This is a genomic window from Olsenella sp. AGMB03486 (genome assembly GCF_040884255.1).
Taxonomy (GTDB): domain Bacteria; phylum Actinomycetota; class Coriobacteriia; order Coriobacteriales; family Atopobiaceae; genus Olsenella_L; species Olsenella_L kribbiana.
Genome location: NZ_JBEVTM010000014.1, coordinates 1 through 25,429, shown reverse-complemented (window position 1 = coordinate 25,429; position 25,429 = coordinate 1). Strand labels below are relative to the sequence as shown.

Sequence of the window (25,429 nt, the reverse complement as noted above, 5' to 3'; positions counted from 1 at the left end):
CGGCGGCAAGCCTCATGCCGGTACAATGGAGCTCGCAGATGCCACAGAAGCCTGCACCGTTAGCTCAGCTGGTAGAGCAGGGGACTTTTAATCCCAAGGTCGAGGGTTCGAGACCCTCACGGTGCACCACTTGAAATGCAGGCAGGTAGAGGCTATGCCTCCGCCTGCCTTTTTTGGTATCCGAGGAGGACCACCGTGGCAGAAACGCAGCACGTATCGAAGCACATGAAGAAGGCTGCAGCCAAAGAGGATGCAGCAGAAGACGACACAGACAAGACCCAGGTGGCACCGGCAGGGAAGGCTGCCAGAAGCGCAGCTCCTCAAGGCACGGCTCCCGGCACGACCGCACCGCATGCCCCTGTGGCAGAGCCCCTGAACCACGCCGTCGGCTACAAGCCGATCTCTCCCTATGAGCCGCGCCAGGTGAACGTCCCCGACAGCCGCCGAAAGAAGCACCATCCAATCCGCAACATCTTCCTTCTGCTCCTTGTTGCCGTGCTGGTCCTTGCAGGCTTTGCGGCAGAGAGCATGATAAGGATCTCGAAGACAGTGGGATCTGCCGAGGCTTCGGCGACGCAGCTCGAGACGGCTGCCTCTGCAGGAGACCTCACGGGTGCAAGAAGCGCCCTTTCGAGCCTTGCCTCCGATATGGACGAGCTCTCGTCCGAGTCCGACGAATGGATCTGGTCGCTTGTCGAGAAGGTTCCCTATATCGGGACCGACGTCACCTCGGCCAAGACCATGGTGAGCGCGATGGAGAAGGTCAATACGCAGGCCCTCCAGCCGGTCCTGGCAGAATACGACAAGGCGACAGCCACCGATGCAACAGCTGAGGACCGCATCCAGGCAGCGTCCGACCTTGCTGCAAGCCTCGAGAGCGCGCAGACGATCCTCGAGGAGGGGAGAAGCGAGATTGCCTCTGCTCCTTCCTCGCATATCGATGCCTTGCGCGACCTGCAGACGAAGCTCGAGAGCAGCCTTTCTGCGGTCGACTCGAATCTGCAGACGCTCAACAGCGCGGTATCTGCGGCATCCGACGCCGCTTCGCTTCTGGCATCTGCCCTCTCTGCGGCGGGCCTTTCGTAATCATTGTGTTTCAATCTGATGGCAAATGCACCTCGCGGGACTTCCGCGGGGTGCATTGTCCTATAGTTCAGCTCAACAGCACACAGAGGGTGTGCAAGCTGCAGCCGCAGGCACGATGCCTGCGCCACTCGCTTATGAGGAGGCCACGCAATGAAGCGTACGTTCGCACATAGGAACATGTTCGATGCGAACGAGGTGGCCTGCCGACGTCAGGGACGACGAATCACGCTGCGATGACACGTGGTGGCAGTCCCGCTTAAGCGATTTTCCAAAGCTTAAACCTGACTTCGCCCGGCATCGCCGGGCATTTTTGGCGCGAAAATGCCTGATGAGATATACAAGCGCCCTGGCTTATGTGCCAGAACCGTTCTGTTTGCCATTCAATTGAATTGAGGAGCTGGAAATCATGGCAGAAAAAGAGAAGGTCGTACTTGCATACTCGGGCGGACTCGATACTTCCGTCATCGTCAAGTGGCTGCAGATAGAGAAGAACATGGACGTCATCGCAATCTGCGGCAACGTCGGCCAGGACGAGAAGGACCTTTCCTGGATCAAGCAGAAGGCACTCGATATGGGCGCCATCGCCTCTGAGGCCATCGATATGCGCGAGGAGTACGCAGAGACGATCCTGTCGAAGGCCATCTGGGCAAACGGCAAGTACGAGGGCATCTACCCGCTGCTTTCCGCACTCTCCCGCCCCATCATCTCCAAGCATCTCGTCGAGATTGCCCACAAGTACGGCGCAAAGTACATCGCCCACGGCTGCACCGGCAAGGGCAATGACCAGGTCCGTTTCGAGACAAGCATCCGTGCCCTCGACCCCACGCTCGAAATCATCGCTCCTGTCCGTGAGTGGGACCTCACGACCCGCGACTCCGAGATGGAGTGGGCAGCTGCCCACGGCGTGCCCGTGCCTACGACCCACAAGAAGCCGTACTCCATCGACGACAACCTCTGGGGCCGCGCTATCGAGTGCGGTGTCCTCGAGGACACCTGGAACCAGCCGCCTGCGGACATCTGGACGATGACAAAGAACCCGGAGGACTGCCCTGCAGATCCTGAGACCGTCGTCATCGGCTTCGAGAAGGGCGTGCCCGTCTCGATCAACGGCGAGAAGATGTCTCTTCTCGACTGCATCATCAAGGCAAACGAGATTGCCGGCCGCAACGGCTTTGGCCGCATCGATATGATCGAGGACCGTGTTGTCGGCATCAAGAGCCGTGAGTGCTATGAGTGCCCGGCAGCGCTTCTCCTCATCCAGGCACACCAGTCCCTCGAGACCCTCTGCCTCGACGCCGAGACGCTGAAGCAGAAGGCAAAGCTCGATGTCGAGTGGGCCTCCACGGTCTATCGTGGCCTCTGGTACTCCCAGAACCGCAAGGCAATCGATGCCTACAATGCCTACACGCAGCAGTATGTGACGGGCGAGGTCCGCATCAAGCTCTGCAAGGGCGGCCTCTTCGTCGACGGCCTGCGTTCGCCGTACAGCCTCTATGACTACAACCTGGCTACCTACGATGAGGGCGACACCTTCGATCACACCGCATCCAAGGGCTTCATCATCATCCACGGCCTGCAGTCGAAGACCTGGTCCCGTGTCCAGGGCCCGGGCTCTGGCCTCCAGGACGGCGAGTAGCTTTCTGGCGCTCGCCTCATAGCGCGACTCGGTGCCGCTGCCAGGGCATGCCCGGCAGCGGCACTTTCGTCTCGGCGAGCTGCGGGCTCGATTGTGCGAGATGCGCACAGCCATTTGTGCTTCCGGCATGTTGCCAGCCTTCTCATAAGTGGTGCAGAAGGTCCGCTGCAAGGCAGCTCCGTGGCATACTTGAAGTGTCGACAGAAGAAGAGGGAGGAGCTCATCCATGGCTCTCTGGGGTGGCAGGTTCGAGAAGGGCGTCGATGCCTTCACGCAGGAATTCGGTGCATCGCTCGAGGTGGACAAGGCGATGGCGCAGCAGGATATCAGGGCATCGCGTGCCCATGCGAAGATGCTTGCCCGCCAGGGCATCATCTCGGATGAGGACCAGAAGGCAATCGATGCCGGCCTCGAGAAGATTGCAGGCGAAATCAAGGACGGCACCTTCGAGTGGGATGTGAACGACGAAGACATCCACATGGCGGTCGAGTCGAAGCTCACGAAGATGGTGGGAGCCCCGGGGGCGCGTCTCCATACCGGGCGCTCGAGGAACGACCAGGTGGCTGTCGATATCCGCCTTCTTGCGAAGGACCTCTCCCGCGATCTCATGCAGGGAAACCTCGAGCTCAGGGGTGTGCTTCTGGATCTTGCAAAGAAGTATGAGGGCATCGTGCTTCCGGGATACACGCATCTCCAGCATGCACAGCCCGTCCAGCTCTCTCACCATCTTCTGGCCTACTTCTGGATGTTTGGCCGCGACTATGTGCGCCTTGAGGCTGCCTATGACGGAGCGGACGCCAATCCGCTCGGTGCTGCCGCCCTTGCGGGCACGACGTATCCCCTCGACCGTGCCTATACCTCGGAGCTCCTGGGCTTTGCCACGACGATTCCGAACTCGCTCGATGCAGTTTCTGACAGGGACTATCTGCTCGATCTCGAGTACGCCTGCTCCGTCTCGATGATGCATCTCTCCCGTCTCTGCGAAGAGATCGTGCTCTGGAGCTCGACTGAGTTCGGCTTCATCACGCTCTCCGATTCCTACTCCACGGGCTCCTCGATCATGCCGCAGAAGAAGAATCCCGACTTCGCCGAGCTTACCCGTGGAAAGTGCGGCCGCGTCTTGGGCGACCTCATGGCCCTTCTCACGACGATGAAGGGACTCCCGCTTGCCTACAACAAGGACCTCCAGGAGTGCAAGGAAGGTCCGCTCGATGCCGCAAAGACGCTCTCTGACTGCATGCAGATCGCTTCCGGCATGCTCGAGACCATGCAGGTGAACAAGGACAGGATGCTCGACGAGGCAGGTAAGGGCTTCACTGCCGCTACCGATGTGGCCGACTACCTCGCAAAGAAGGGCGTGCCGTTCCGCGAGGCACACCGCATCGTGGGCGAGCTCGTGCTCTATTGCGAGCAGCATGGCAAGGGCCTGGAAGACCTCGCGGCTGCAGAATTCAAGGCAGCAAGCCCGCTTTTCGAGGACGACATCGCACGCGACCTCGACCCTGCGGCCATTGCCTATGCAAGGAACACCTACGGCGGCACCGGCAAGAAGGCCGTGGCCGCACAGCTCGAGGAGGCAGCGGCACGCCTTGCTGCCGACAAGGAGAAGCTGCCGCAAGAGGCCAGGTAGCCATATTCCATGAGTCGTTCTTGTAGCGCCTGCGTCTTCCTTCTGAGAGGGGATGCGCAGGCGCTATCATGAGGAAAGCGAGAATGCAGGGCTTGCCTGCTCTGGTTCACAGAAAGGATTCCCATGATTGACCGCTATACCCGCCCCGAGATGGGACATATCTTCTCCCTCGAGAACAAGTATGCCATCTGGCAGGAGATCGAAGTCCTGGCCTGCGAGGCGCATGCCGAGATCGGAGAGTCCGGCATAACGAAGGAAGAGGCCAAGTGGATCCGCGACCATGCTGACTTCAACAAGGAAGAGGTCGATGCAATCGAGGCTGTCACGAACCACGATGTCATCGCCTTCCTGACGAACATGGGCTCCTACATCGACAAGGATGTGCCGGAAGGGGAGCCGAAGCCGTCGAGGTGGGTCCATTACGGCATGACAAGCTCCGACCTCGGCGATACGGCGCTCTGCTATCAGCTCGTGCAGGCAACCGACATCCTGCTTGATGACTGCAAGAAGCTCGGCGAGATCTGCAAGAGGCGTGCCTTCGAGGAGAAGGAGACGCTCTGCGTCGGCCGTACCCACGGCATCCACGCCGAGCCCATGACCTTCGGCATGAAGTTCGGCAGCTGGGCCTGGGAGCTCTACCGCGACTATGAGCGCCTGAAGGACGCAAAGAAGAATGTCTCCTTCGGTGCCATCTCCGGCGCTGTGGGCACCTACAGCTCCATCGACCCGAGGGTCGAGCAGTATGTCTGCGAGCACCTGGGCCTCAACGCCGACCCGCTCTCCACGCAGGTCATCAGCCGCGACCACCACGCCTATCTTGCAGGCGTGCTCGCCACGACCGCAGCCACCTGCGAGCGCATCGCAACAGAGATCAGGAACCTCCAGCGCACGGATACCCTCGAGGCCGAGGAGCCGTTCCGCAAGGGCCAGAAGGGCTCTTCTGCCATGCCGCACAAGAGGAACCCGATCACGGTGGAGAAGGTCTGCGGCCTTTCCCGTGTCGTGAAGGCCAATGCCCAGGTCGCCTTCGACAATGTCGCCCTCTGGCACGAGCGCGACATCTCGCACTCCTCTGCCGAGCGTGTCGCCCAGGCAGACTCCTTCATCGCCCTTGACCACATGTTCCAGTGCCTCATCAGGATCGTCGACGGCCTCATCCTCTATCCGAAGCAGATGATGGCAAACCTCAACAAGACCCGTGGCCTCATCTACTCATCGAAGGTGCTCCTGGCCCTCGTCGATACCGGCATCACCCGCGAGGATGCCTACAAGATCGTCCAGACGAACGCTATGGCTACCTGGCACGAGGTGCAGCAGTGCGAGCAGGGGACGACCTTCGAGGAGAAGCTCCTGGCCGATCCTGCCTGCACGCTCTCCAAGGAGGAGCTCGATCACATCTTCGATCCCTGGTCCTTCCTCGGCAGGATCGACTATGTCTTCGACCGCCTCGAGAAGCTCGAGTTCGAATAAGGAGTTCCATGTTCCACTATGATTTCAGGCCCCGGGGCGTCTGCTCCCGTGCCATCCATATCGATCTTGCTGACGACGGAAAGACGATCGAGAACGTCAGCTTCGAGGGTGGCTGCAATGGCAACCTCAAGGCTATCGGCCGCCTGGTACAGGGCAAGTCTGCAGACGAGATTGCAGAGGTCCTCGCTGGCAATACCTGCGGACCCCGTCCGACATCCTGCGCAGACCAGCTCTCGAAGGCCCTGAAGCAGGCGGAAGCTGCAGCACAGCAGGAAGCGTAAGGATGGCCCGCACCCACCACATCTTCTCGCGCCGTGCCCTTCTCAAGGGCACGGCAGCAACGGCTGCCACGGCGGTAGCCGTCGACATGCTCTATGGCTGCAAGAGCTCGAACTCTACCGATGCGGCGTCCTCTTCTGTCGTCGTGGATGATTCCTCGGGCACCGATGTGCTCGAGGAGTACACCTACGATGAGAGCACGGTCGACGCCGCCTCGACCTGGTCGCTGCCTTTGGGCTGCGTGCTGCATCCGGCAGAGGGCACCTGGATCCCTGTCACGGCAGCAGGTGCCAAGGCATCTCCTCTGATCACCGGCTCTGCACTCGATACATCCTCCGGCACGCTCAAGACTGTCATCGCGCAGCCCATAAGCTCTGACTCCAACATGGAGATCTATGACGCACGCTGCTCTGACTCTGCCTATGCGTGGGTCGAGATCAATATCCTCAACAGGTCCTGGAAGCTCTATGGCCAGGCCTTCTCGGATGGTGCCGTGACAGGCACTGCGTCGCTTCTGTGGGAGGCAGACTCCAACTGGGATCCGCCTGCCTTGGCAGTCTCTGGCTCCAAGGTCATCTGGCAGGTCCAGCCTTCCACCTCAGGCTCGAGCACGAAGGAAAGCTCGCACTGCTATCTCTGGAAGACCGGAGATTCGAGCGCAAAGGCGGTCATCGAGTCATCTGGCCGCTTCGGCTGCGACATCTCCATATCTGATGGCAACGCAATCCTCGCGCCGCGCGTCAACGCCTCTTCTGGCACCTATTACGGCATCACTGCCTACTCCCTGTCCGATGATATGGGCACGGTCACAGACCAGCTTGTGCTGCCCCAGTCGGTAAAGCCGATGTGTGCCACCCGTATCGGAGACGAGTTCGTCTTCTCGATCGAGGCCAACTACAGCACAGGCGGCCTTCTTGCCTCCATGGGCACCTATGTAGGACACGGGGATGGACCGTTCCTGTCTGTCGGACGCGAGCCCTTCTGCGTCTCTTCCGGCAAGGATGACACCTACATCGTGAAGGTCCGCGCCTCCTACTATGTGATCGATACAGCAAACGAGTCCTACCGCGTGATCTCTGCGGTCGACCGCTCGCTTGACTACGGCGAATATCCGGCACGCATGGGCGCCTGTGACACCTTCGTGACCTTTGCCACCGTGAAGGATGCATCGACCGGCTACCCCTCAGCTGTGACCGTCAGGACCTTCAATTTGTAAGGCTTGACGCACAATCTGTGCACGGTAGGGTAGAATGTAGAGTGTATGAAAGTTTGCTCTCATGTCTTATAGGGGGGCCGATATGGCTTCAGACGAGAAGAAGATTCTGCTGGTCGAGGACGACAAGGCAATCCGCGATGCAGTGGCTGCATATCTTGAGCGCGAGAATTATATCGTGCGTGGTGTCGGCGATGGCCAGAGCGCAGTCGAGGAGTTCGAGAAGCATTCCTTCGATCTCATCATCCTGGACCTCATGCTTCCGAAGCTTTCGGGCGAGCGCGTCTGCCGCGCAATACGTGAGACCTCGAATGTCCCCATCATCATGCTGACCGCAAAGGGCGAGGTCGAGGACCGCATCATCGGCCTCGAGCTCGGTGCCGACGATTACCTGATCAAGCCGTTCTCTCCGCGCGAGCTTGTTGCCCGCGTCCGCGCGCTTCTGCGCCGTGCCCACACCGAGGTGGAGAGCCAGCTCGAGGTGCTCGACTTCGGCGACCTTGTTATCGATATCTCCGGCCACAAGGTGCTCGTCGAGGGCAAGGAAGTCGATCTCACGGCTTCCGAGTTCAAGCTCCTGACGACGCTTGCTCGCTATCCGGGACGTGTCTATACGCGCATGGAGCTCGTCGAGAAGGTCCTCGGCTATGACTTCGAGGGCTATGAGCGCACGATCGACTCCCATGTGAAGAACCTCCGTGCAAAGCTCGGCGACGATCCGCGCAACCCGCGCTGGCTCTACACCGTCCACGGTGTCGGCTACCGCTTCGAAGCGCCTGCCATGGACAAGGAAGAGAAGAAGGCATAGGAGCGCATAGGTGCCACGAGCAAGATTCGAGATAGGCAGATCTGACAGGCACGCCTCCCAGGAGGGGGGCGTGTCTTCTGCTAATGAAAGCAAGGCTTCCTGGAACACGATCCGCCCGCACGAGAAGCCGAAGGCCAGCTATACAAAGAAGATGACTATCGCCTTTGCGGCGACCTCGGTCATGACAGCAGTCGTGTTCCTGCTCGTGCTGGCAGTTGTCTGGGAAGACCAGTTCAATACCTACACGCGCCAGAACATGCAGAGCCTCGCACAGGCCACTGCCTCGACGCTTGCCTCGAAGTATGAGGAAGCGGGCGGCTGGACGCCTGAGGTCCTTGACTATGCAGCGATGGCATCGAACACCTCGTCCGATATCGCGGTCCAGGTCCAGAATGCCAAGGGCACGACAATCTACGACGATACGTGGGTCCATGGCAAGGATATCGATGCGGGAAAGAACGTGCCTTCCGGCACCGACTCGATTGTCTCCTCCGACATCACCCTCACTGATGGGGAGATCGTGGGTACGGTGCGCCTCTGGGCCTTCGGATCGGATGCCCTCCTCACGCAGGCCGATGCAACATTCCGCACGAACTCGTACATGGCCATTCTTGCTGCCGCCATCATCGCGGTCATCCTGGCATCGATTATCGGCTTCATCATCTCGAGGAAGCTGGCAGCGCCAATCGGCACGATCACGGCGACCGCGCGCCAGATCAGGAACGGCGACCTCTCGGCGCGTACCGGCCTCAAGGGCTCGGATGAGCTGGGACAGCTTGGCGAGACCTTCGACGATATGGCCACCTCGCTCGAGAAGGATATCAAGCACGAACGCAGGCTTACGAGCGATGTGGCCCATGAGCTGAGGACGCCGCTCATGGCAATGCAGGCGACGGTCGAGGCCATGCAGGACGGTGTCTATCCGACGGACGCGGAGCACCTCGAGGTCGTGGCAGCAGAGGTCAGGCGCCTTTCGCGCCTCGTTGGCGCCATGCTCCAGCTTTCGAGGCTCGAGAACGGCAAGACCCCGTTCAGACCGGAGGAGACCGATCTTGTCTGGCTCGTGAAGAGCCTCGTGACGTCCCAGGAGCAGCTCTTCGATGATAAGGGGCTGCAGCTGCGCTTTGCAGACGAGACCCCGAGCCAGACCCTCATCGCAGACGTGGACCCCGACCTCATCCGCCAGGCAGTCGTGAACCTCATGTCGAACGCGATGCGCTATACGCCCTCCGGCGGCTGGGTGCTTGTCGCAATCACGCAGGACCACGCAGATGCCTTGATCTCCGTCTCCGATACCGGCATCGGCATCGCAAAGGAAGACCTTCCCCGTACTTTCAGCCGCTTCTGGCGCTCCGATGCGAGCCGCGAGATGGAGTCAGGCGGCCTGGGTGTCGGCCTCGCTGTCACGAAGGAGATCATCGATCGCCATAACGGCACGATCACCGTGGAGTCCGAGCTCGGCAAGGGCACGACATTCACGCTGAGGATTCCGCTTCATCGCACCCGCACGCTTCCCAAGGCACAGAAGGGGGAGCAGAAGCAGTAATGCGCACGCTCTAAGGAATGAGCTTTGCGCAATGCAGCCGGTACACTTCGTTGGCTATACTCAATCTGTCAGCAATCCGATGAAATGAGGCAGGCAATGGCAGAGATTCAACTGCGTCCTGATTCGCACGGCAAGGTACGTGACATCTACGACTGTGGCGATACGCTCCTTATGGTGGCAAGCGACCGTATCAGCTGCTTCGACTTCATCTTGCCGAACGAGATTCCCTACAAGGGCGAGATTCTGACCCGCATCTCGGCATTCTGGTTCAATCGCTTCAAGGACCTCATGCCGAACCACATGATTTCGACGGATCCTGCAGATCTGCCTGAGCAGTTCGCACCCTACAAGGACTACCTCATGGGCCGCTCCATGCTCGTGAAGAAGGCCAAGACCATCCCCATCGAGTGCATCGTCCGCGGCTATCTCACCGGCTCCGGCAAGAAGACGTATGACCAGGACCGCACGGTCTGCGGCATCAAGCTTCCGGAGGGCCTTGCCGAGGCATCGAAGCTCCCTGAGCCGATCTTCACGCCATCCACGAAGGCGGCTCTCGGCGACCACGACGAGAACATCTCGTTCGAGCGCTGCGCAGAGATCGTCGGCGAGGATGTGGCAACGCAGCTCCGCGATGCCTCCCTTTCCATCTACAAGGCAGCAGCAGAGTATGCCCTGACCCGCGGCATCATCATTGCCGATACGAAGTTCGAGTTCGGCTTCATCGACGGCGAGCTTACCCTCATCGACGAGTGCCTGACGCCGGATTCCAGCCGCTTCTGGCCTGCAGAGGGCTACTCCGAGGGCCACGTCCAGCCGAGCTACGACAAGCAGTATGCCCGCGACTGGCTGCGTGCCAACTGGGATATGCAGGGCGAGCCGCCCGAGCTTCCCGCCGAGGTCATCGAGGGCACCTCGAAGCGCTACCAGGAAGCCTTCGAACTCATCTGTGGCAAGCCATTTGTTCCCATGAAGGAAGCCTAATGTCATTCCGTGATACCCTGAACGGCGCCCGCGAAGAGCTGAACGAGAACCGCGATGCGTACAAGAAGAGCGAAGAGACCATAGAGCAGGATGCCCAGGAGGAGCCCAAGTCCACGGGCTTCGAGAAGAAGTCTGTGACGAGGGCCAAGCCTGCCCGCGAGGCAGCGGCAGGCGTGCGTGTCGTCACGTCTTCCGGCAAGGTCAAGAAGGCTTCGGGTACGTCCAAGCCAAGATCCGAAATGACAAAGGAAGAGAAGCGTGCCCAGCGCCAGAAGGAGCGCGACGCCGAGGACAGGCGCACCATGGCAGCACAGGCCCTCCTCAAGAAGGACCCGACTTACCAGAAGTGGCATGGCATCTCGATGGGCATGATCGTGGCAGGCCTTGTCTGCACTGCCCTCTCCTGGGTCATTGCCATCGCTGTCCCTGACTCCCAGACGGACCTCACGTCGTTCTGGGGCGTCATGGCAATCGTGATGCTCGTCGTCGCCTACATCGGCGTCATCGGCGGGTTCATTATGGACTGGGCCCGCCTCCACAAGGTGCGCAACATGTACAACGACCGTGTACGCAGCCTCAAGGAGAAGCAGCTCAACGCAATCATCGAGCAGAGCTATCAGGAGGTTGCCGACAAGCCATCCTTCTTCGACCGCTTCCGCAAGAAGAAGGAAGAGAAGTAAGGCTCTCGCCACACAGCAGCGGCTGTTTGGTATAGAATAGCTATCTGCGATAGGCCCTCATAGCTCAGGGGATAGAGCACAGGTTTCCTAAACCTGGTGGCGTAGGTTCGAATCCTACTGGGGGCACCAGCACATAAAGCCCGTATCTGCACAAACGCAGGTACGGGTTCTTTTTTTGTGTCGGAAGACAGAGCGCAGCGATGCCAGGGGGATGTCAGCAAGTCGCTATCGCTGGGGCCATCAGAGCTTCCATCGGATCTGTCGCTGAATCAGTGCCTCAATGGGAATGATCCTTGCATTGCCTTGCCGGGGCAGCGCATCTCAAGACTGCCAAAGAGACCGGCGTACGAAGTGGCAGCCATTGCATTCGTGTGCCCATCCCAAGAGAATGACTCGGCGGCCTGCAGCTTCAGAGGCTTTCTGGAACTTCTCGCAATCCCGAGGCAGGAGGCTCATGTCGGATCTGAACCTGCGTCACCAGATTCAAGTAACCTGTTCTATGAATCTGCTCCAGCAGGGGAGAGAAGACGGAGCATCTCACACCCAGGATACCGGCGATGGCGCGCTGCTCAAAGCACTTGCGAGGAATCCAATTTCGGCGCAAGAAAGAGGCGGGCTCCCTGAGGAGCCCGCCTCTGCAGCAAGCATGTGAGCTGAGCTATTCGTCCGTTCCGCTGCTGTGTGTGGAATCGCTCGTATGGGAGCTGTTCGAGCTCGTGCCGGAGTTCGAGGAATTCGATCCGGAGTTGCCCGAGTTCGAAGAGCTGTTCGAGCTGTTGTTGCTGCTCGAGCTGTTGGAAGAGTTGCTCGAGGAGCTGGAGGGCGATGTGCTGTCGGTCGTGGTCGGCTTGGGTCCGAGGGAGAGCGTAATCTGGACGCTCGAGCCCTTCTCGAGGGAGCCGGAAGTCGGGTACTGGCGGATGACAGAGCCGGCAGCGACCGTGCTCGAGTATTCGGAGGTCGTACGGACGACCGTGAAGCCTGCAGACTCAAGCGCCTCCACGGCGTCAGCCTCGGTCTCGCCCACGACATTGGGAACGGTGATGGTCTGAGGTCCGAGGGAGAGGTGGTAGACGATCGTGTCGCCTGCCTTGGCGGTAGAGCCTGCTGCCTTGTCCTGGGATGCGACGTGGCCCACATCGACAGAGCTCGAGTAGACAGAGTCGCCTGCCTGGGCTACAAGACCAAGGGCAGAGCATTTGGCGCTTGCTTCCTTCGGTGTGCAGTTCGAGAGGTCGGGCACCTCAACGGTTGCAGCAGGCTCCGAGCCCTTCGAGACATGGACTGTGATGGTCGTGCCTTCAGAGGCGCTCCTCCCTGCATCGGGATCCTGGTCGATGACCTTGCCCTCTTCGACGGAGTCGGAGTAGTCATAGGTGACAGATATCGTGAAGAAGCCGTCGTACTTGTCGATGGAGGAGCGGGCTTCGCTTTCCGTGAGTCCGACAAGGTTCGGGACATCCTTCGTCTGCATGGTCTGGCTGCCGAGATAGGTGACGGCCGCATAGGCAGCGATTGCCACAGCGAGGATTGCGACAATGATGCCGATAGCGACATTGCGCTTGTGCTTCGAGCGCTTCTTCTCCTGCTCTGCGGCTTCGGCCCTTGCAGACTGCTGGCGGAAGCGGGCCGTGCCGCCAGGGACAGCAGAGATCGGAGCGACGGCACGGCCCATCTGCTGGGTCCTGCCGGCGTTGTTCCTGCCCATGTTCCTCGTCTGGGTGCCGCCGATGACAGAGGTTGCCTCGGAGACAGCGCCAAGCCTGCCTGCGAGGTAGTCCCTGAGCGTGTGGAAGAGCTCGTCTGCTGTCTGGAAACGGTCCTTCGGATCCTTCTGCATGCACTTCAGGATGATGGCCTCAAGGGCAGGATCGACGTTCGGATTGATCTGGCTGGGCGGAATCGGCTGCTCCTTCACCTGCTTGATAGCGACAGAGATTGCGTCATCGCCGTCGAAGGGGACACGTCCTGTTGCTGCCTCGTACATGACGATGCCAAGGGAATAGAGGTCGGAGGTAGGCCCGAGCTCCTTGCCCTGCGTCTGTTCGGGAGAAACATAGTGGGCCGTTCCCAGAACCGAGTTGTCGGTCGTGAGATGGCTGTTCTTGGCGCGGGCGATGCCGAAGTCCATGACCTTGATGTTGCCATCAGGCTGGACCATGATGTTCTGCGGCTTGATGTCGCGGTGGATGATGTCGTGCTTGTGGGCGACGGAGAGCGCCTGGGCAATCTGGGAGCCGATCTGTGCGACCTTGCGGCAGTCCAGCGCTCCGTGCTTCCTGATGCCGTTCTTCAGGTCCGTGCCGCGCAGGTACTCCATGATGATGTAATAGGTGTCCCCATCCTTGCCCCAGTCATAGACCGAGACGATATAGGGGCTCTGGAGCGCTGCCGCTGCCTGTGCCTCCTGCTTGAAGCGGGCAGCAAACGACGGGTCTGCTGCGTACTGGGGCAGCATGGTCTTGATAGCGACAGTACGGCCGAGGACCTGGTCAAGGCCGCGGTACACTGTCGCCATTCCGCCTGTGCCGATCTTGTCTTGGACCGCATAGCGGCCACCGAGAACTCTGTTTGCCATATATGACCCCTAAATGCTTCGAGCGGTGATTCTGTCAGTGCTGGATGCAGGAAGATGCGCCTCTTCCTGCGGACCGGATCGGGAAAGGCTCCCGGTTATCGTGCCTCGGCCCCGGAAGCATCGGGGGAAGGCACCGGCCAGCTTCCTCATGATGCGCTCCCTTCTGCCTGGACCTGGAGGCACTGCCTGATGATGGAACCTGCCATCTTGGCCGCAGAGCCCTCGATGTTCGAGCCGTCTCCTTCGAGGCAGATGGAGATTGCCAGCGTCGGAGAGTCGTAGGGAGCAAAGCCGATGAAGAGCGAATTGTAGACATTGCCGCCGACCTCGGCCGTGCCGGTCTTGCCGGCAACCTTGACGCCGGAGACGCGGGCACCTGCTGCGGTGTAGCCGTCATCCACGACGCCGAGCATCGCTTCTGCGACTTCGGATGCCGTTGTAGAGGAGATGGGCTGGCCGAGCGAGCGCGGCTGGGTCGTCGTGGTGGTGACGCCCTCAGGAGAGAGGACGTGATCGACGATGTAGGGGTTCATCGCGACGCCGCCGTTAGCGATGGTGGCTGCGACGACAGCGTTCTGCATGACCGTGGTCTGGGGTCCTGCCGGGCTTGCATGCTCGCCGACGGGCTGGCCGCAGGCTGCCCATGCCGTCTCCCATTCCGTCATCTCGCTCGGATCGGGCATGAGGGAGGCGACGGTATAGAAGTCCTGGCCGATCTGCGTGCCGTAGCCGAAGGCGTTCGCATAGCTCACGAGGTTCGCAGAGCCGACCTTGGCGCCGACCTGGCCGAAGGCAACGTTCGAAGACATCGACAGAGCGCGCTTCAGCGTGATCGTGCCGTAATTGTTGTTGTTGATGTTCGTGACCGCCGCGCCGCCGATATCGATCGAGGACTCAGCATCGATCATGTCGGTGAGCGAATAGGCGCCCGTATCGAGCGCAGCCGAGAGCGTCACGACCTTGAAGGTCGAGCCTGGTGCATAGAGCGAGTTCGTCGCGCGGTTCACGAGGGCGCTTCCGCCAGAGCTCAGCTGGTCGCCGACCTCGTCGTAGGTATAGGTCGGGGAGGAGGCTGATGCCAGGACCTTGCCGGTCGAAGGATCGAGGAGCACGACTGCGCCGGTCCAGCCGTCAAGTGCCTCCTCGCAGATCTCCTGCATCTGCGAGTTGATGGTAAGGACGACCGAGGACCCTGCCTGCGAGACGCCTGCCAGGGAGTAGAGGGCAGACTGCCAGGTCGAGTAGTCCTTGTGGCCTGTGAGCGTCTCGTTCATCGAGGATTCGATGCCGGTCGAGCCATACTGCGTCGAGAGGTAGCCGACCGTGTGGATTGCAAGGTTGCCGTTCGGATAGGTGCGTACATAGGTGCCGTCGGACTGCTGAATGCTTTCGGCCAAGGTCACGCCGTCGCTTGTCATGATCGCTCCGCGCTGCACGTGCGAGCTCTTTGCGATCGTGTGGTTGTTCGAAGGCATCGACTGGATGGTCTCTGCCTTGACGACCTGGATATAGGTGAGGTTGCCGATGAGCGCGGCAAAGAGGAGCGTGAAGACCGTGATGAGCGCTGTGAGGCGCTTGCCGAGGGCAACACGTCCGAGGACGCCCGACTCAGCCGTCTGGAGCTTGAAGCGGCCACGGGCATGGCTGCCCTGCACGACGGCAGAGGCATGTGCTGCATTGCCGTCGACGACAGGCGTCTGGGACGTCGTGAGCGATGTCATCTCCTGCTCGCGTCCTGTCGCCTCGTCGCCGCACTTGAGAAGAAGGCCGACAGCGATGAAGCTGGAGAGGAGGGAAGAGCCGCCCTGGCTCATGAACGGCAGCGTCACGCCCGTCATGGGCAGGAACTTCGTGACGCCTGCGACGATCAGGAATGCCTGGAACGAGATGGCTGTCGTAAGGCCGACTGCCATGAATCCTGCGACATCGGACTTTGCACGTGCTGCCGTGGCATAGCCGCGGACTGCAAGGAGCATGAAGGCGATGAGGATGGCGGAAGCACCAAGCAGGCCCATCTCCTCGCCGATGGCAGAGAAGATGAAGTCGGACTCGACGATAGGCACGTAGTCGGCAAGACCGCGGCCGATTCCGGTGCCCACCAGGCCGCCGTCAGCAAGCGAGTAGAGCGACTGCACGATCTGGTAGCCCGTGCCCTGCGCATCCGACCAGGGGTCGAGCCAGATGGCGACACGGACCTGGACATGGTCGAAGAAGTGGTAGCAGAAGACCGCGCCGATTGCGAGCAGCACGAACGAGATGAGGACGAAGGAGAGGCGTCCTGTCGCCACATAGAGCATGACGACAAAGATCACGAAGAAGAGAAGGGCGCTGCCGAGGTCGCGCTCGAAGATGACGACAAGAAGGCTGAGTCCCCACATCGCAAAGACCGGGGCAAGCATCCTTGGCTGGGGGAGGGCCAGAGGTCCGAGCTTGCGCGTGGAGGCGGAGAGAAGCTCCCTGTTCTCTGCCAGGTAGCAGGCAAGGAAGATGACAAGCAGGACCTTTGTGATCTCGCCCGGCTGGAACGAGAAGCCACCGAATTCAATCCAGAGCTTGGATCCATAGTGCTCCGTGCCGATGACCATGGGCAGGAGCAGCAGGACGACGCCTGCGATGCCGAAGGTGAACTTGTATTGGGCCAGATCGTCGATGCTCTTCACGAAGAAGAGGACCAAGATCATGGCGATGACGGAGAGGAAGAGCCAGACGACCTGTCCTGTCGCTGCATCAGGCGCCAAGCGCTGCACGAACGTTATGCCTATGCCCGAAAGCAGGAAGACCATCGGCAGGATCACCGGGTCTGCGCCTGGAGCGAGCTTCCTCACAGCGATATGAGCGACGGCAAAGGCAGCGAAGAGGCCGATGGGGATGGAGAGCGAGCTTGCCGTGAGCTCGGTTCCCGTGTTCATGACATACATCGCATAGATGAGGGTGACCGGTATCGCAGCTGCGATGAGAAGAAGCAGCTCGGTCGTGCGGCGGCTGCCGCCCTGTTTGCTCCTCTGGTATGCCATGGCTACTCACCCTGCCCTTCCTGTGTGCTGCTCTGTGCCGTGTCTGTCGTGGATGTGTCCTGGGATGCGTTCGTGTCAGCAGACGTGCTCTCCTGCGTTGTGTCGGTCGTCGAGGACTTCACGTCGGAGGCGACGGCTGCAGCGCTTGTCTTCTCTGCGTCGATCTGCTCGTGGTAGGAATTAACGGCAGAGAGGGCCTGCTCCTCGGACTCCATGCGAATGCCGCCCTGGGCAAGCTGGGACTGGACAGCCTGGGGGAGGTCATCGACCTCGACCGAGGTCGTCTCGACGAGATGCGACAGCGGCACGTTCAGTATCTGGGCATCGATGCCCTGGTAGATGCCGACAGTCCCGCCGTTGTTGCCGAGATACCACGAAGAGTCGACGATGTTCACGCCGATGAAGGCGCCAAGGCCGAAGAGGATGGCAAGCACGATGACCCAGACGAGCGCCTGGCGCTTCCTGATCTTGGCATGGCGTGCCGCTGTCCCGTCATCCTCCACGTCGACAACGATGACCGTGACGTTGTCGTGGCCACCGCCTTCGAGGGCTGCAGAGACAAGGGTGTCGGCTGCTGCCTGCGGCGTTGCGCAGGAGATGGCAACAGATTCGATCTTGGCATCGGGCACCATGGATGAGAGGCCATCGGAGCAGATGATGATGCGGTCTCCCGCATGGACATCGAGCGTGAAGTGGTCTGCATACATGTCCGGGTCCGAGCCGAGGGCACGTGTGATGATGGAGCGGGAAGGATGGACCCTTGCCTCGTCTGCCGTGATCTCTCCGGCATCGACAAGCTCCTCTACATAGCTGTGGTCGTGCGTGATGCGCACAAGGACGCCGCCGCTCAGGAGATAGACACGGGAGTCGCCGACATGCGCCACGGCCATGCGGCTGCCGTCGATCACGACAGCGGAAGCCGTGCAGCCCATGCCGTCCCTGCCCTGTCCCGACTGGGCAGCAGAGATGATGGCAGAGTTTGCCTCCTCGATGGCAGCGCCGAGGCGTGCATCGTCTGCGGTATCGGGGGCAAGCTGCGAGATCGTGCGGACTGCTATGGCCGAGGCGACCTCGCCTGCGGCATGGCCGCCGACGCCGTCGCAGACGGCAAAGACCGGGTCCTGCACGAGGAAGGAATCCTCGTTGTGGCCGCGGACAAGGCCCACATCGGAGCGGGAGCCCCAGGAGAGATGAGCGCTGTGGCCTGTGACCACATCGGCATCCATCCTGTCCTTGACAGGCAAAGACTCATGTCCTGGTGCAGGTGCTGGCTCGGGTCTGCGCTCCTCGCCGGTTTCTGCCTGCTGCTTTTTCGAGAAAGGAAGCCTCATCGACGTCCGACCTTGAGAATTGTATCGCCGATCTGCACCTCATCCCCGTCGCGCAGGGTGACCGGCTGGTCTATGAGCTTGCCATTGACGAGGGTGCCGTTCGTCGAGCCAAGGTCCTCGAGCACGAGTGCCGGTCCCTGGAGGGAGAAGCGGGCATGCGTGGAGGAGACGAAGGGCTCGTCGATCACAATATCGGAGGAAGGGGAGCGGCCGACGACGACCGGTCCCAGGATATCGACGGAAAGGCCGCGCAGGCTCTTGGCGCCCTTCTCCACGTCGACGCTCCAGATGGCTGCGTCGGTGCGCTGGCCGCGCACGAGGCCGATGCCCGAGCGCATGGCTGCGAACAGGAACAGGTACAGAAGCACCACCAGCAGGATGCGCCCGAAGAACAGGATGAGGTCGATCATCTAGCCCTCCCTGAACGTGAGATTCACAAGGCCGATGGTTATGACATCGCCGGTATGGAGCGCGCACGTCTGGATATCCATATCGTTCACGAGCGTGCCGTTTGTCGAGTTGAGATCGGTGATGTGCCACTGCCTTCCGTCATACGTGAGGCGGGCGTGGTGGCGAGAGACATTCGGGTCCCTGAGGACGATGCCGCCGGAGTTGCGCTCGCGGCCGATCGGGCACTCAGGTGCATAGGCGGTATAGGTCCTGCCGCTCTGGGTGTCGATGAGGGTACAGCTCGGCTGCGTCGGTGCAGGCGGCTGCACCGTGACAGGAGCTGCGGCGCGGGCATTCACGAGCGGCGTTGCGGCGACCTGCGGACGGAGCATCGTCTTCGGCTCATCCACAGCAGGGGCTGCGGCTGCAGCGCTTGCCGCTGCAGCAGATGCTGCCCTGCGCGGTGCGGGAGCAGCGACGTGTGCAGCAGATGCGGGCATCTGGGGCGGAATGCGCCTTGCCTCGGGGAACGGCTCCTGCATGATGGGGACAGGAGCAGCAGAGGCGGAAAGGTCGAGATCGGAGGAGACGGGCATCACGTCGAGGCCCTGCATCGAGGAATCGTCAGGGGAGATGGCAGATGCCGGCGTTGCAAGCGGTGTTGCCATGCGTGGCCTGCTCTTCACGGCCTTCCTGCGGTCTGCCTGGGAAGCGCCCTGGGCAACCGATGCCTGAGGCGCCTCTGCGATGGGGGCAGGATGGGCGCCGCCGACACGTGCGATGCCGCCGATGAAGGCAGACTCCTCCTCGCGCAGGCGCATGAGCGTGCGGGCATCGACGTTCTCGGCGAAGACGGAGAACTTGCCGCTCTTGAGGGAGGGGTCGACCATGAAGCGGACAAGGGGCTTGCCGACGAAGACATAGCCCTTCTTGTTTGCCTGGCCCTCGATGAACTGGGAGATCTCCTCGGTCAGGTTCGCATAGAGCGGACGCATGACCGCATCATCATCGGAGGATACGAGGATCGTATAGAGGGCAGGAGCGGTGTTCGCGCCATTGATGAGGAACGTCTCGTCTTCCATCTCGCGGGCTGCATGCTTCGCGAGCTTCTTGAAGGAGAAGGGGGCCGTATAGCCCTGAGGAGTGGCATCGAAAATCGCGCTCACACGCTCTTCAAAGATGTTTAGGAAGTTCATGGCTTGCTACCCTTCTGGCCCATATGCTTCAGGCCCCATGAGGACCGAAATTATGCACATAACAACACTCAAGAATATCGCAATGAGGATGGCAGTCATATCCGGAGCAGCCCATATGCCGCTATTCTCCACCCGCACAGAGAGAGCCTGAAAGAAAACGAGAAGCCCAGCACAGAGGCACTGCCCGAAGATCTCAAGGCCCCGCCTTCCGCTCTTTGCACAAAGGCTCGCGGCTGAAGCGGCTGCGCCCCAGCTGAAGACAAGGATCCAGGACGAGGGGAGCGCCAGCCAGGCGCCAGCACGGGAAAGCAGCGCCTCCGGCGCAAAGCCTGTGGCGATGGCGGCAAGAAGGAAGCGCTCGAAGAGGCCTGCAAGCGCTGCCGTTATGGCTGCTGCACCAGGCGACAGCGCAAAGCCTGCAAGGGCCGAAGAGCCGAAGCCGATTCCCAAGGCGGGAGCCAGAAGGAGCGAGGCGCCTGCGAGCTTCTGCTTCCTGCCTGCTGCCCACCACCACGCAAAGCCGATAGCAGCAGTGCCAAGCGCCGCCAGCATGGGAAGCCCGCCTGTGCCAGCCTCTGCAAGCGCCAGGACGAAGGCGCCAAGCACAGCGAGGCTCCCTAAAGGCGGCCATACGGCTCCAGCTCCTGCCCCGGCTAGCGCCAGCAGCACGAGCGTGCCGGTATCTGCGGGCACGACCCAGGGGAGGATGCGCCAGAGGACCGCCCCTGCGAGGAGGGCTGTCACTGTGCGCACAAGCGCCCCTTCGAGCCAGGGGAAGCGCTCGCGTGCGGGCGTCTTCTCGACGTAGCGCTCGGTCCAGGTCTCTTCGTCTTCGGTGCCGTCCTCTGCCTGCTGGACCAGGGCGGCAAGCGACTCCTGCCCTTCCTTCGGGCTGCCGAGGAGCGGCACGAGCCTCTTCGAGAGGAGCTCTGCCGAGGCAAGGCGGTTTGTGGGGTCGGGCTCGAGCGTGCGTTCAAGCACAAGCTCTATGTTCTGGTCGAGCTCGAGATGGTTCTCGGTGAGCGACGGGGCAGCTCCGCGGAAGATCTTCTTGAGCGACTCTTCGGGGGTGGCTGCCTGAAACGGGTTCTCGCCGCAGAGCGCAAGCCAGATGACGACACCGAGAGAGAAGATATCGGTCCTCTCGTCCACGAGCATGCCCTGGATCTGTTCGGGCGGCATGAAGCCGACGGTGCCGCCACGGGCGCCTCCCCAGCCTGCAGCAGAGGCAAGTGTGGACATGCCGAAGTCTGCAAGCTTCACTTGGCCTCTTCTGTCGATCATGATGTTCGAAGGCTTGATATCGAGGTGCAGGACCCCGTTCTCGTGGGCAAACTCGAGAGCCGAGGCAACGGACTGGAGGAGATGCGCGCACTCCTCGTAGGTGAGGGTCCCTCCCTCGACACGCTTCAGGAGCTGTGCGAGATTGAGGCCGTCGACGTATTCCATGACAAGATAGGCGTAGTGGTCGTCGCTTTCGAAGTCATAGACGGTCACGATGTTCGGATGTGCAAGCAGGCTCGAAGTGCGTGCCTCGGCAAGCGCTTCCTTCATCGTCGTCTCGGCGCTTGCCTCGTCGACTCCCATGCGCAAGGGGATGACCTTGATGGCAACGCGGCGCTGCAGGCGCGTATCCCAGCAGACAAGCACGCGGCCGAAGCCGCCCGTGCCGCACTGCTCGACAATGCGGTAGCGGCCCAGAAGCAGCGCTGGCTCAGGCTTTGGCTGGGCGTATGCAGAAGTCCCCTCAGGGGGCTCGGGTGTCTGATCTGTCAGCGGCACGGCTCTACCTTTTCGTTTCGAGTGCATTGATACCGTGTGGAGGCGAATATAGAGCGGAAGCCCCGGCGCGGAAAGGGGTGCAGACGCTCCCCTCCATAAAAAACAGATGAACTTCCGTCTTGCATCGTCTGCCTGCTTGGATGTATTATTGCACAGCACGCGGGCGTGGCGGAATTGGCAGACGCGTACGGTTCAGGTCCGTATGAGGGTTCCCTCATGAAGGTTCAAGTCCTTTCGCCCGCACCATCGAATCGAAAGAGCGTCCCTGTGGCAGAAGCTGCAGGGATGCTTTCTTCTTGTCTTGGCGAGGATTTCGCCGGTACAGATCCGGGACGAACGGTCCTGAAGAAAGAAAAAGGGCTGCAGAGCAGCCCTTGCATCACCGTCCATGCAGAAGACAGAAATCCTACTTGTCCTTGTCCTCTTCATCGTCGTCGAACAGATCCCAGTCATCGTCCGACTTCTTGTGGTTGTAGTACTGCTTCCTCGTCTTGCGCTCGAGGATGAATGCGATGAGAAGGAACAGGAGTATTCCGCCTACGACGAGGCACAGCACGCCCGTGCGTGTCGTGAAGAGCCACATGAAGAAATCCACTATCATTGTTGCGCCTTTCTTAGCAGGATGCGCGGCAGTCTCACTCAAGTATATACTTGAGGCCATTGTTGGTCATGCCGAGCTCGGATGGGCCCAGATGAATCCAGGGCCGGCCGAGATAAGGAGAGCAGTCGATGCTTGACATCAAGTTCGTCAGAGAGAATCCAGATGTGGTGGACAAGTCCTGCGCGTCGCGCCAGAACGCCCACTGGGACCGTGAGCGCTTCTTCGAGCTCGATGAGGAGCGCCGTTCCGTCATTGCCGAAGTCGAGAAGCTGCAGGCAGGCCGCAATGCCGTCTCGAAGAAGATCGGCGAGCTCATGCGCGAGGGCAAGCGCGACGAGGCTGAGGCTGCAAAGGCTGAGGTCGCTGCCAACAAGCAGCGCATCGCTGACCTCAACGACCGCAGGACCCAGGTCGAGAAGGATCTCTTCGACCTCGTTGCTGCCATCCCGAACATCCCGCACGAGTCCGTGCCGTACGGTGTCGACGACTCCGACAACCCTGAGGTGCGCCGCTGGGGCGAGCCGACGAAGTTCGACTTCGAGCCGAAGGCCCACTGGGATCTTGGCCCGTCCACGGGCATGATCGACTTCGACCGTGGCATCAAGCTCGCAGGCACGCGCTTCTACCTTCTTGGTGGCGCCGGTGCCCTCATGGAGCGCGCCCTCATCAACTTCTTCATCGATACCCACGTGAAGGCCGGCTTCAAGGAGTGGTGGCCGCCTGTCATCACGAACTATGATTCGCTCTTCGGCACGGGCCAGCTCCCGAAGTTCGACGAGGACCTCTACCACGTGAGCGGCGGCATGTACCTGATTCCGACCGCTGAGGTCATGCTCACGAACATCCACCGCGACGAGGTGCTCGACGGTGCCGACCTGCCGCTGTGGTATACGGCCTTTACGCCGTGCTTCCGCGAGGAGGCAGGCTCTGCCGGCCGCGATACGCGTGGCATCATCCGTGTCCACGAGTTCGACAAGGTTGAGATGGTGAAGTTCGCAAAGCCTGAGGACTCCATGAACCAGCTCGAGAGCATGGTTGCAGAGGCAGAGAGGTGCCTGCAGCTCCTCGGCCTTCCGTACCATGTGGTCACGCTCTGCACGGGCGACATCGGCTTCTCTGCCACGAAGTGCTACGACCTCGAGGTGTGGCTGCCGAGCTACAACAACTACAAGGAGATCTCCTCCTGCTCGAACTGCTGGGACTTCCAGGCACGCCGCGCCAACATCAAGTACCGCGACCCGTCCGAGTTCAAGGGCACGCGCCTTGTCCATACGCTCAATGGCTCTGGCCTCGCTGTGGGCCGCACGATGGCAGCCATCATGGAGAACTACCAGAACGCCGACGGCTCCATCACGGTGCCTGAGGTGCTCCGCCCCTACATGCGCGACATGGAGGTCATCAAGCCTCTCGCATAAGGGCGCATCAGATACATATGAGCTGGGAGAGAGGGAGCCTCAGGGCTCCCTCTCTTTTCGGAAAATCTTAGAACATCTGTTCTATTCATCCTCCTGTTAGGCGTATCATGAGATCTGGAAGGAAAAACGCGTGGAGGAGGTTTCGATGACAGACGAGATGAAGGCACAGACCCTGTTCGTACGGGAGACAGATGGCGAGCATCGCGAGGTGGGCCTCTGGAGAGATGCAGATGGACTCTGGATCCAGGAGAGGACGGCAGGGCCGCTCACGCGCTCCGTCTTCGGCGAGCCCTACCATGTGCAGCAGATGCTCATAAAGCCCCTCTTCATCGAGGCAGCAGCAGATGCCTTCGGCACGGATGGGGAAGGGCTGCCTTCTGCCGTGGAACGCTTCTTCGAGATTGCGCCCTACCGTGTGCTTGCGGACCTCATGGACTATCTCGACAGGAATGATATCGCCTACGACTTCAGGGCATTCGGGCCAGCATGCGCTGTCTTCAGGACCTCGGACGGGGAAGACGCCTATAGGCGTGCGTAGATATGAAAAGAGCCCCTCAAGAGGGGCTCTGAACATTCGCTGGTGCGGCGTATAGGATTCGAACCTATGACAGACTGATTCGTAGTCAGTTCCTCTATCCAGCTGAGGTAACGCCGCGAAGCAAGTAGATATAATGCCCCGGAAGCCCTCCTGAGTCAAGGGCGATGAGGAAAAAAGTTCTGCTGCACCCGCTGAAGGCAAAGCCTCTGCAGGTGCAGCAGCTGCATCATGCCTGTTGAAGGGCATATTTCTGGGATTTCATGAGGCTGCTGCATGTACGGATTCTGGCAGATCCGATATGTGCACATTCTGTGACAGGGGTTTGCTGCCTGCCTGATGGTCTCCTGTTGGCCCTGGATATAGGCATCTGCTGCCGTCCTGGGCTCCAAAGCGATATAAGGCTCCAAGCATCTGCGGGCTTCGTGACATCAGGGCAACGCATCTCATGATAGATTGTTCGTACCGTGTCTCAAAAAACGACGATCAGACAGGAGCCGCGCATGTATGCAGCAGAGGTGACCGCCGCTTCCAAGGCGGCAGCAGGAAAGAGAGCGATGCTCTCGAAGAATCCGATTGGCTATTTCGTCCTCTCGATGCTGGCAGGTGCCTACATCGGATTCGGCAATATCCTCATCAACGTGATCGGCGGACAGCTTGCCGGTTCTCCTGCCACCAAGACCGTCATGGGCGTCTCCTTTGGCATCGCCCTCTCCCTGGTCGTTATCGCCGGCTCCGAGCTCTTCACCGGCAACACCATGGTCATGAGCCTCGGCATCATGAAGAAGACGGTCACGCTGGCAGATGCCGCGAAGGTCTGGATCGTCTGCTGGCTTGGAAACCTCGCGGGAGCGGCGGTCCTGGCGCTTCTCTTCCACTTCTCGGGGCTCAACGGCGAGGCGACCTCCACCTTCCTCTCGACGGCTGCTGCCGGCAAGATGAGTGCCGCCTTCGTCCCGCTCTTCATACGTGGCATCCTCTGCAATATCCTCGTCTGCCTGGCAGTGTGGTGCTCCTTCAGGACCACGAACGATGCCGCGAAGCTCATCATGGTCTTCTGGTGCCTCTTTGCCTTCATCACCTGCGGCTTCGAGCACTCTGTTGCCAACATGACGCAGCTCACGGTGGCGCTCCTCGATCCTGCCGGCCAGGCGGTGTCTCTTGTTGGCTACTTCTACAACCTGATCACCGTGACCTTGGGCAACATGGTCGGCGGCATCTGCTTCGTGGCGGTGCCCTACTTCCTGGGCCAGAAGAT

The 25,429-nt window shown here is 60.6% G+C and carries 20 protein-coding genes and 4 tRNA genes; 16 read left to right on the top strand and 8 right to left on the bottom strand.

Translation table 11 applies throughout. The features are described 5' to 3' along the window. Window positions 1-53: 53 nt before the first annotated feature. The 12 genes from ABVS03_RS07900 (at window position 54) to ABVS03_RS07845 (ending at window position 11,458) form a co-directional block, all read left to right on the top strand. A tRNA-Lys gene (locus tag ABVS03_RS07900) sits at window positions 54-129 on the top strand. A gap of 66 nt (window positions 130-195) precedes the next feature. Beyond that, window positions 196-1,086, top strand: a complete 891-nt coding sequence (locus ABVS03_RS07895; protein WP_368018679.1) for a hypothetical protein — start codon at window positions 196-198, stop codon at window positions 1,084-1,086. A gap of 406 nt (window positions 1,087-1,492) precedes the next feature. Further along, entirely contained in the window at window positions 1,493-2,722 is a 1,230-nt protein-coding gene (locus ABVS03_RS07890; RefSeq protein ID WP_330972775.1) for an argininosuccinate synthase, read from the top strand. A 226-nt stretch (window positions 2,723-2,948) separates the two neighbouring features. After that, window positions 2,949-4,352 carry an argininosuccinate lyase gene (argH, locus tag ABVS03_RS07885; protein ID WP_368018678.1) on the top strand — a complete coding sequence of 468 codons (1,404 nt, stop codon included), beginning with the start codon at window positions 2,949-2,951 and terminating at the stop codon, window positions 4,350-4,352. Window positions 4,353-4,475: 123 nt separating this feature from the next. After that, the gene (gene purB, locus ABVS03_RS07880) at window positions 4,476-5,822 is read left to right on the top strand and encodes an adenylosuccinate lyase (RefSeq protein ID WP_330972777.1); all 1,347 of its coding nucleotides are present in this window, start codon (window positions 4,476-4,478) and stop codon (window positions 5,820-5,822) included. Between the two features lie 8 nt (window positions 5,823-5,830). Next, window positions 5,831-6,103: a TIGR03905 family TSCPD domain-containing protein gene (locus ABVS03_RS07875; protein WP_330972778.1), complete on the top strand. Its 273-nt coding sequence runs from the start codon at window positions 5,831-5,833 to the stop codon at window positions 6,101-6,103. Window positions 6,104-6,105: 2 nt separating this feature from the next. Further along, a complete protein-coding gene (locus ABVS03_RS07870) occupies window positions 6,106-7,317 on the top strand; it encodes a Tat pathway signal protein (RefSeq protein ID WP_330972779.1) in 1,212 nt (403 codons plus the stop codon). Window positions 7,318-7,399: 82 nt separating this feature from the next. Then, the gene (locus ABVS03_RS07865) at window positions 7,400-8,122 is read left to right on the top strand and encodes a response regulator (RefSeq protein ID WP_368018677.1); all 723 of its coding nucleotides are present in this window, start codon (window positions 7,400-7,402) and stop codon (window positions 8,120-8,122) included. Between the two features lie 70 nt (window positions 8,123-8,192). Then, window positions 8,193-9,668, top strand: coding sequence for a sensor histidine kinase (locus tag ABVS03_RS07860; RefSeq protein ID WP_368018676.1), 1,476 nt, complete (start codon window positions 8,193-8,195; stop codon window positions 9,666-9,668). 96 nt (window positions 9,669-9,764) lie between these two features. Continuing rightward, on the top strand, window positions 9,765-10,649 hold the full coding sequence (locus ABVS03_RS07855) for a phosphoribosylaminoimidazolesuccinocarboxamide synthase (RefSeq protein ID WP_368018675.1): 885 nt from the start codon (window positions 9,765-9,767) through the stop codon (window positions 10,647-10,649). After that, window positions 10,649-11,329: a hypothetical protein gene (locus ABVS03_RS07850; protein ID WP_368018674.1), complete on the top strand. Its 681-nt coding sequence runs from the start codon at window positions 10,649-10,651 to the stop codon at window positions 11,327-11,329. Before ABVS03_RS07855 ends, ABVS03_RS07850 begins: the two co-directional genes overlap by 1 nt. A gap of 53 nt (window positions 11,330-11,382) precedes the next feature. After that, window positions 11,383-11,458, top strand: a tRNA-Arg gene (locus tag ABVS03_RS07845). Between the two features lie 529 nt (window positions 11,459-11,987). Here the strand turns inward: ABVS03_RS07845 and pknB are convergent. From pknB to ABVS03_RS07815, 6 genes are all read right to left on the bottom strand, one after another. After that, window positions 11,988-13,907 carry a Stk1 family PASTA domain-containing Ser/Thr kinase gene (pknB, locus tag ABVS03_RS07840; RefSeq protein WP_368018673.1) on the bottom strand — a complete coding sequence of 640 codons (1,920 nt, stop codon included), beginning with the start codon at window positions 13,905-13,907 and terminating at the stop codon, window positions 11,988-11,990. Between the two features lie 146 nt (window positions 13,908-14,053). After that, the gene (locus tag ABVS03_RS07835) at window positions 14,054-16,921 is read right to left on the bottom strand and encodes an FtsW/RodA/SpoVE family cell cycle protein (RefSeq protein ID WP_368018672.1); all 2,868 of its coding nucleotides are present in this window, start codon (window positions 16,919-16,921) and stop codon (window positions 14,054-14,056) included. A 2-nt stretch (window positions 16,922-16,923) separates the two neighbouring features. Then, a complete protein-coding gene (locus tag ABVS03_RS07830; RefSeq protein ID WP_368018671.1) occupies window positions 16,924-18,252 on the bottom strand; it encodes a Stp1/IreP family PP2C-type Ser/Thr phosphatase in 1,329 nt (442 codons plus the stop codon). Then, window positions 18,249-18,662: an FHA domain-containing protein gene (locus ABVS03_RS07825; RefSeq protein WP_330972787.1), complete on the bottom strand. Its 414-nt coding sequence runs from the start codon at window positions 18,660-18,662 to the stop codon at window positions 18,249-18,251. Before ABVS03_RS07825 ends, ABVS03_RS07830 begins: the two co-directional genes overlap by 4 nt. Continuing rightward, window positions 18,663-19,838, bottom strand: a complete 1,176-nt coding sequence (locus ABVS03_RS07820; RefSeq protein ID WP_368018670.1) for an FhaA domain-containing protein — start codon at window positions 19,836-19,838, stop codon at window positions 18,663-18,665. It lies immediately after the preceding gene. 6 nt (window positions 19,839-19,844) lie between these two features. After that, window positions 19,845-21,620, bottom strand: coding sequence for a serine/threonine-protein kinase (locus ABVS03_RS07815; protein ID WP_368018669.1), 1,776 nt, complete (start codon window positions 21,618-21,620; stop codon window positions 19,845-19,847). A 159-nt stretch (window positions 21,621-21,779) separates the two neighbouring features. On the opposite strand from ABVS03_RS07815, the gene ABVS03_RS07810 reads away from it, so the two are divergent. Then, a tRNA-Leu gene (locus ABVS03_RS07810) sits at window positions 21,780-21,866 on the top strand. Window positions 21,867-22,026: 160 nt separating this feature from the next. On the opposite strand, the gene ABVS03_RS07805 is transcribed toward ABVS03_RS07810, so the two are convergent. Beyond that, entirely contained in the window at window positions 22,027-22,221 is a 195-nt protein-coding gene (locus ABVS03_RS07805) for a DUF6724 family protein (protein ID WP_330972734.1), read from the bottom strand. Window positions 22,222-22,349: 128 nt separating this feature from the next. Between ABVS03_RS07805 and serS the strand changes: the two genes are divergently transcribed. Together serS and ABVS03_RS07795 are read left to right on the top strand one after the other, a co-directional pair. Further along, the gene (gene serS, locus ABVS03_RS07800) at window positions 22,350-23,636 is read left to right on the top strand and encodes a serine--tRNA ligase (protein ID WP_368018668.1); all 1,287 of its coding nucleotides are present in this window, start codon (window positions 22,350-22,352) and stop codon (window positions 23,634-23,636) included. Window positions 23,637-23,766: 130 nt separating this feature from the next. Further along, a complete protein-coding gene (locus ABVS03_RS07795; protein WP_368018667.1) occupies window positions 23,767-24,174 on the top strand; it encodes a hypothetical protein in 408 nt (135 codons plus the stop codon). 40 nt (window positions 24,175-24,214) lie between these two features. Here ABVS03_RS07795 and ABVS03_RS07790 read toward each other — a convergent pair. Next, window positions 24,215-24,291: transfer RNA gene (locus ABVS03_RS07790), tRNA-Arg, on the bottom strand. 383 nt (window positions 24,292-24,674) lie between these two features. Here ABVS03_RS07790 and ABVS03_RS07785 point away from each other — a divergent pair. After that, window positions 24,675-25,429: formate/nitrite transporter family protein (locus ABVS03_RS07785; protein WP_368018666.1), on the top strand; the 755-nt coding region annotated here is incomplete at its 3' end.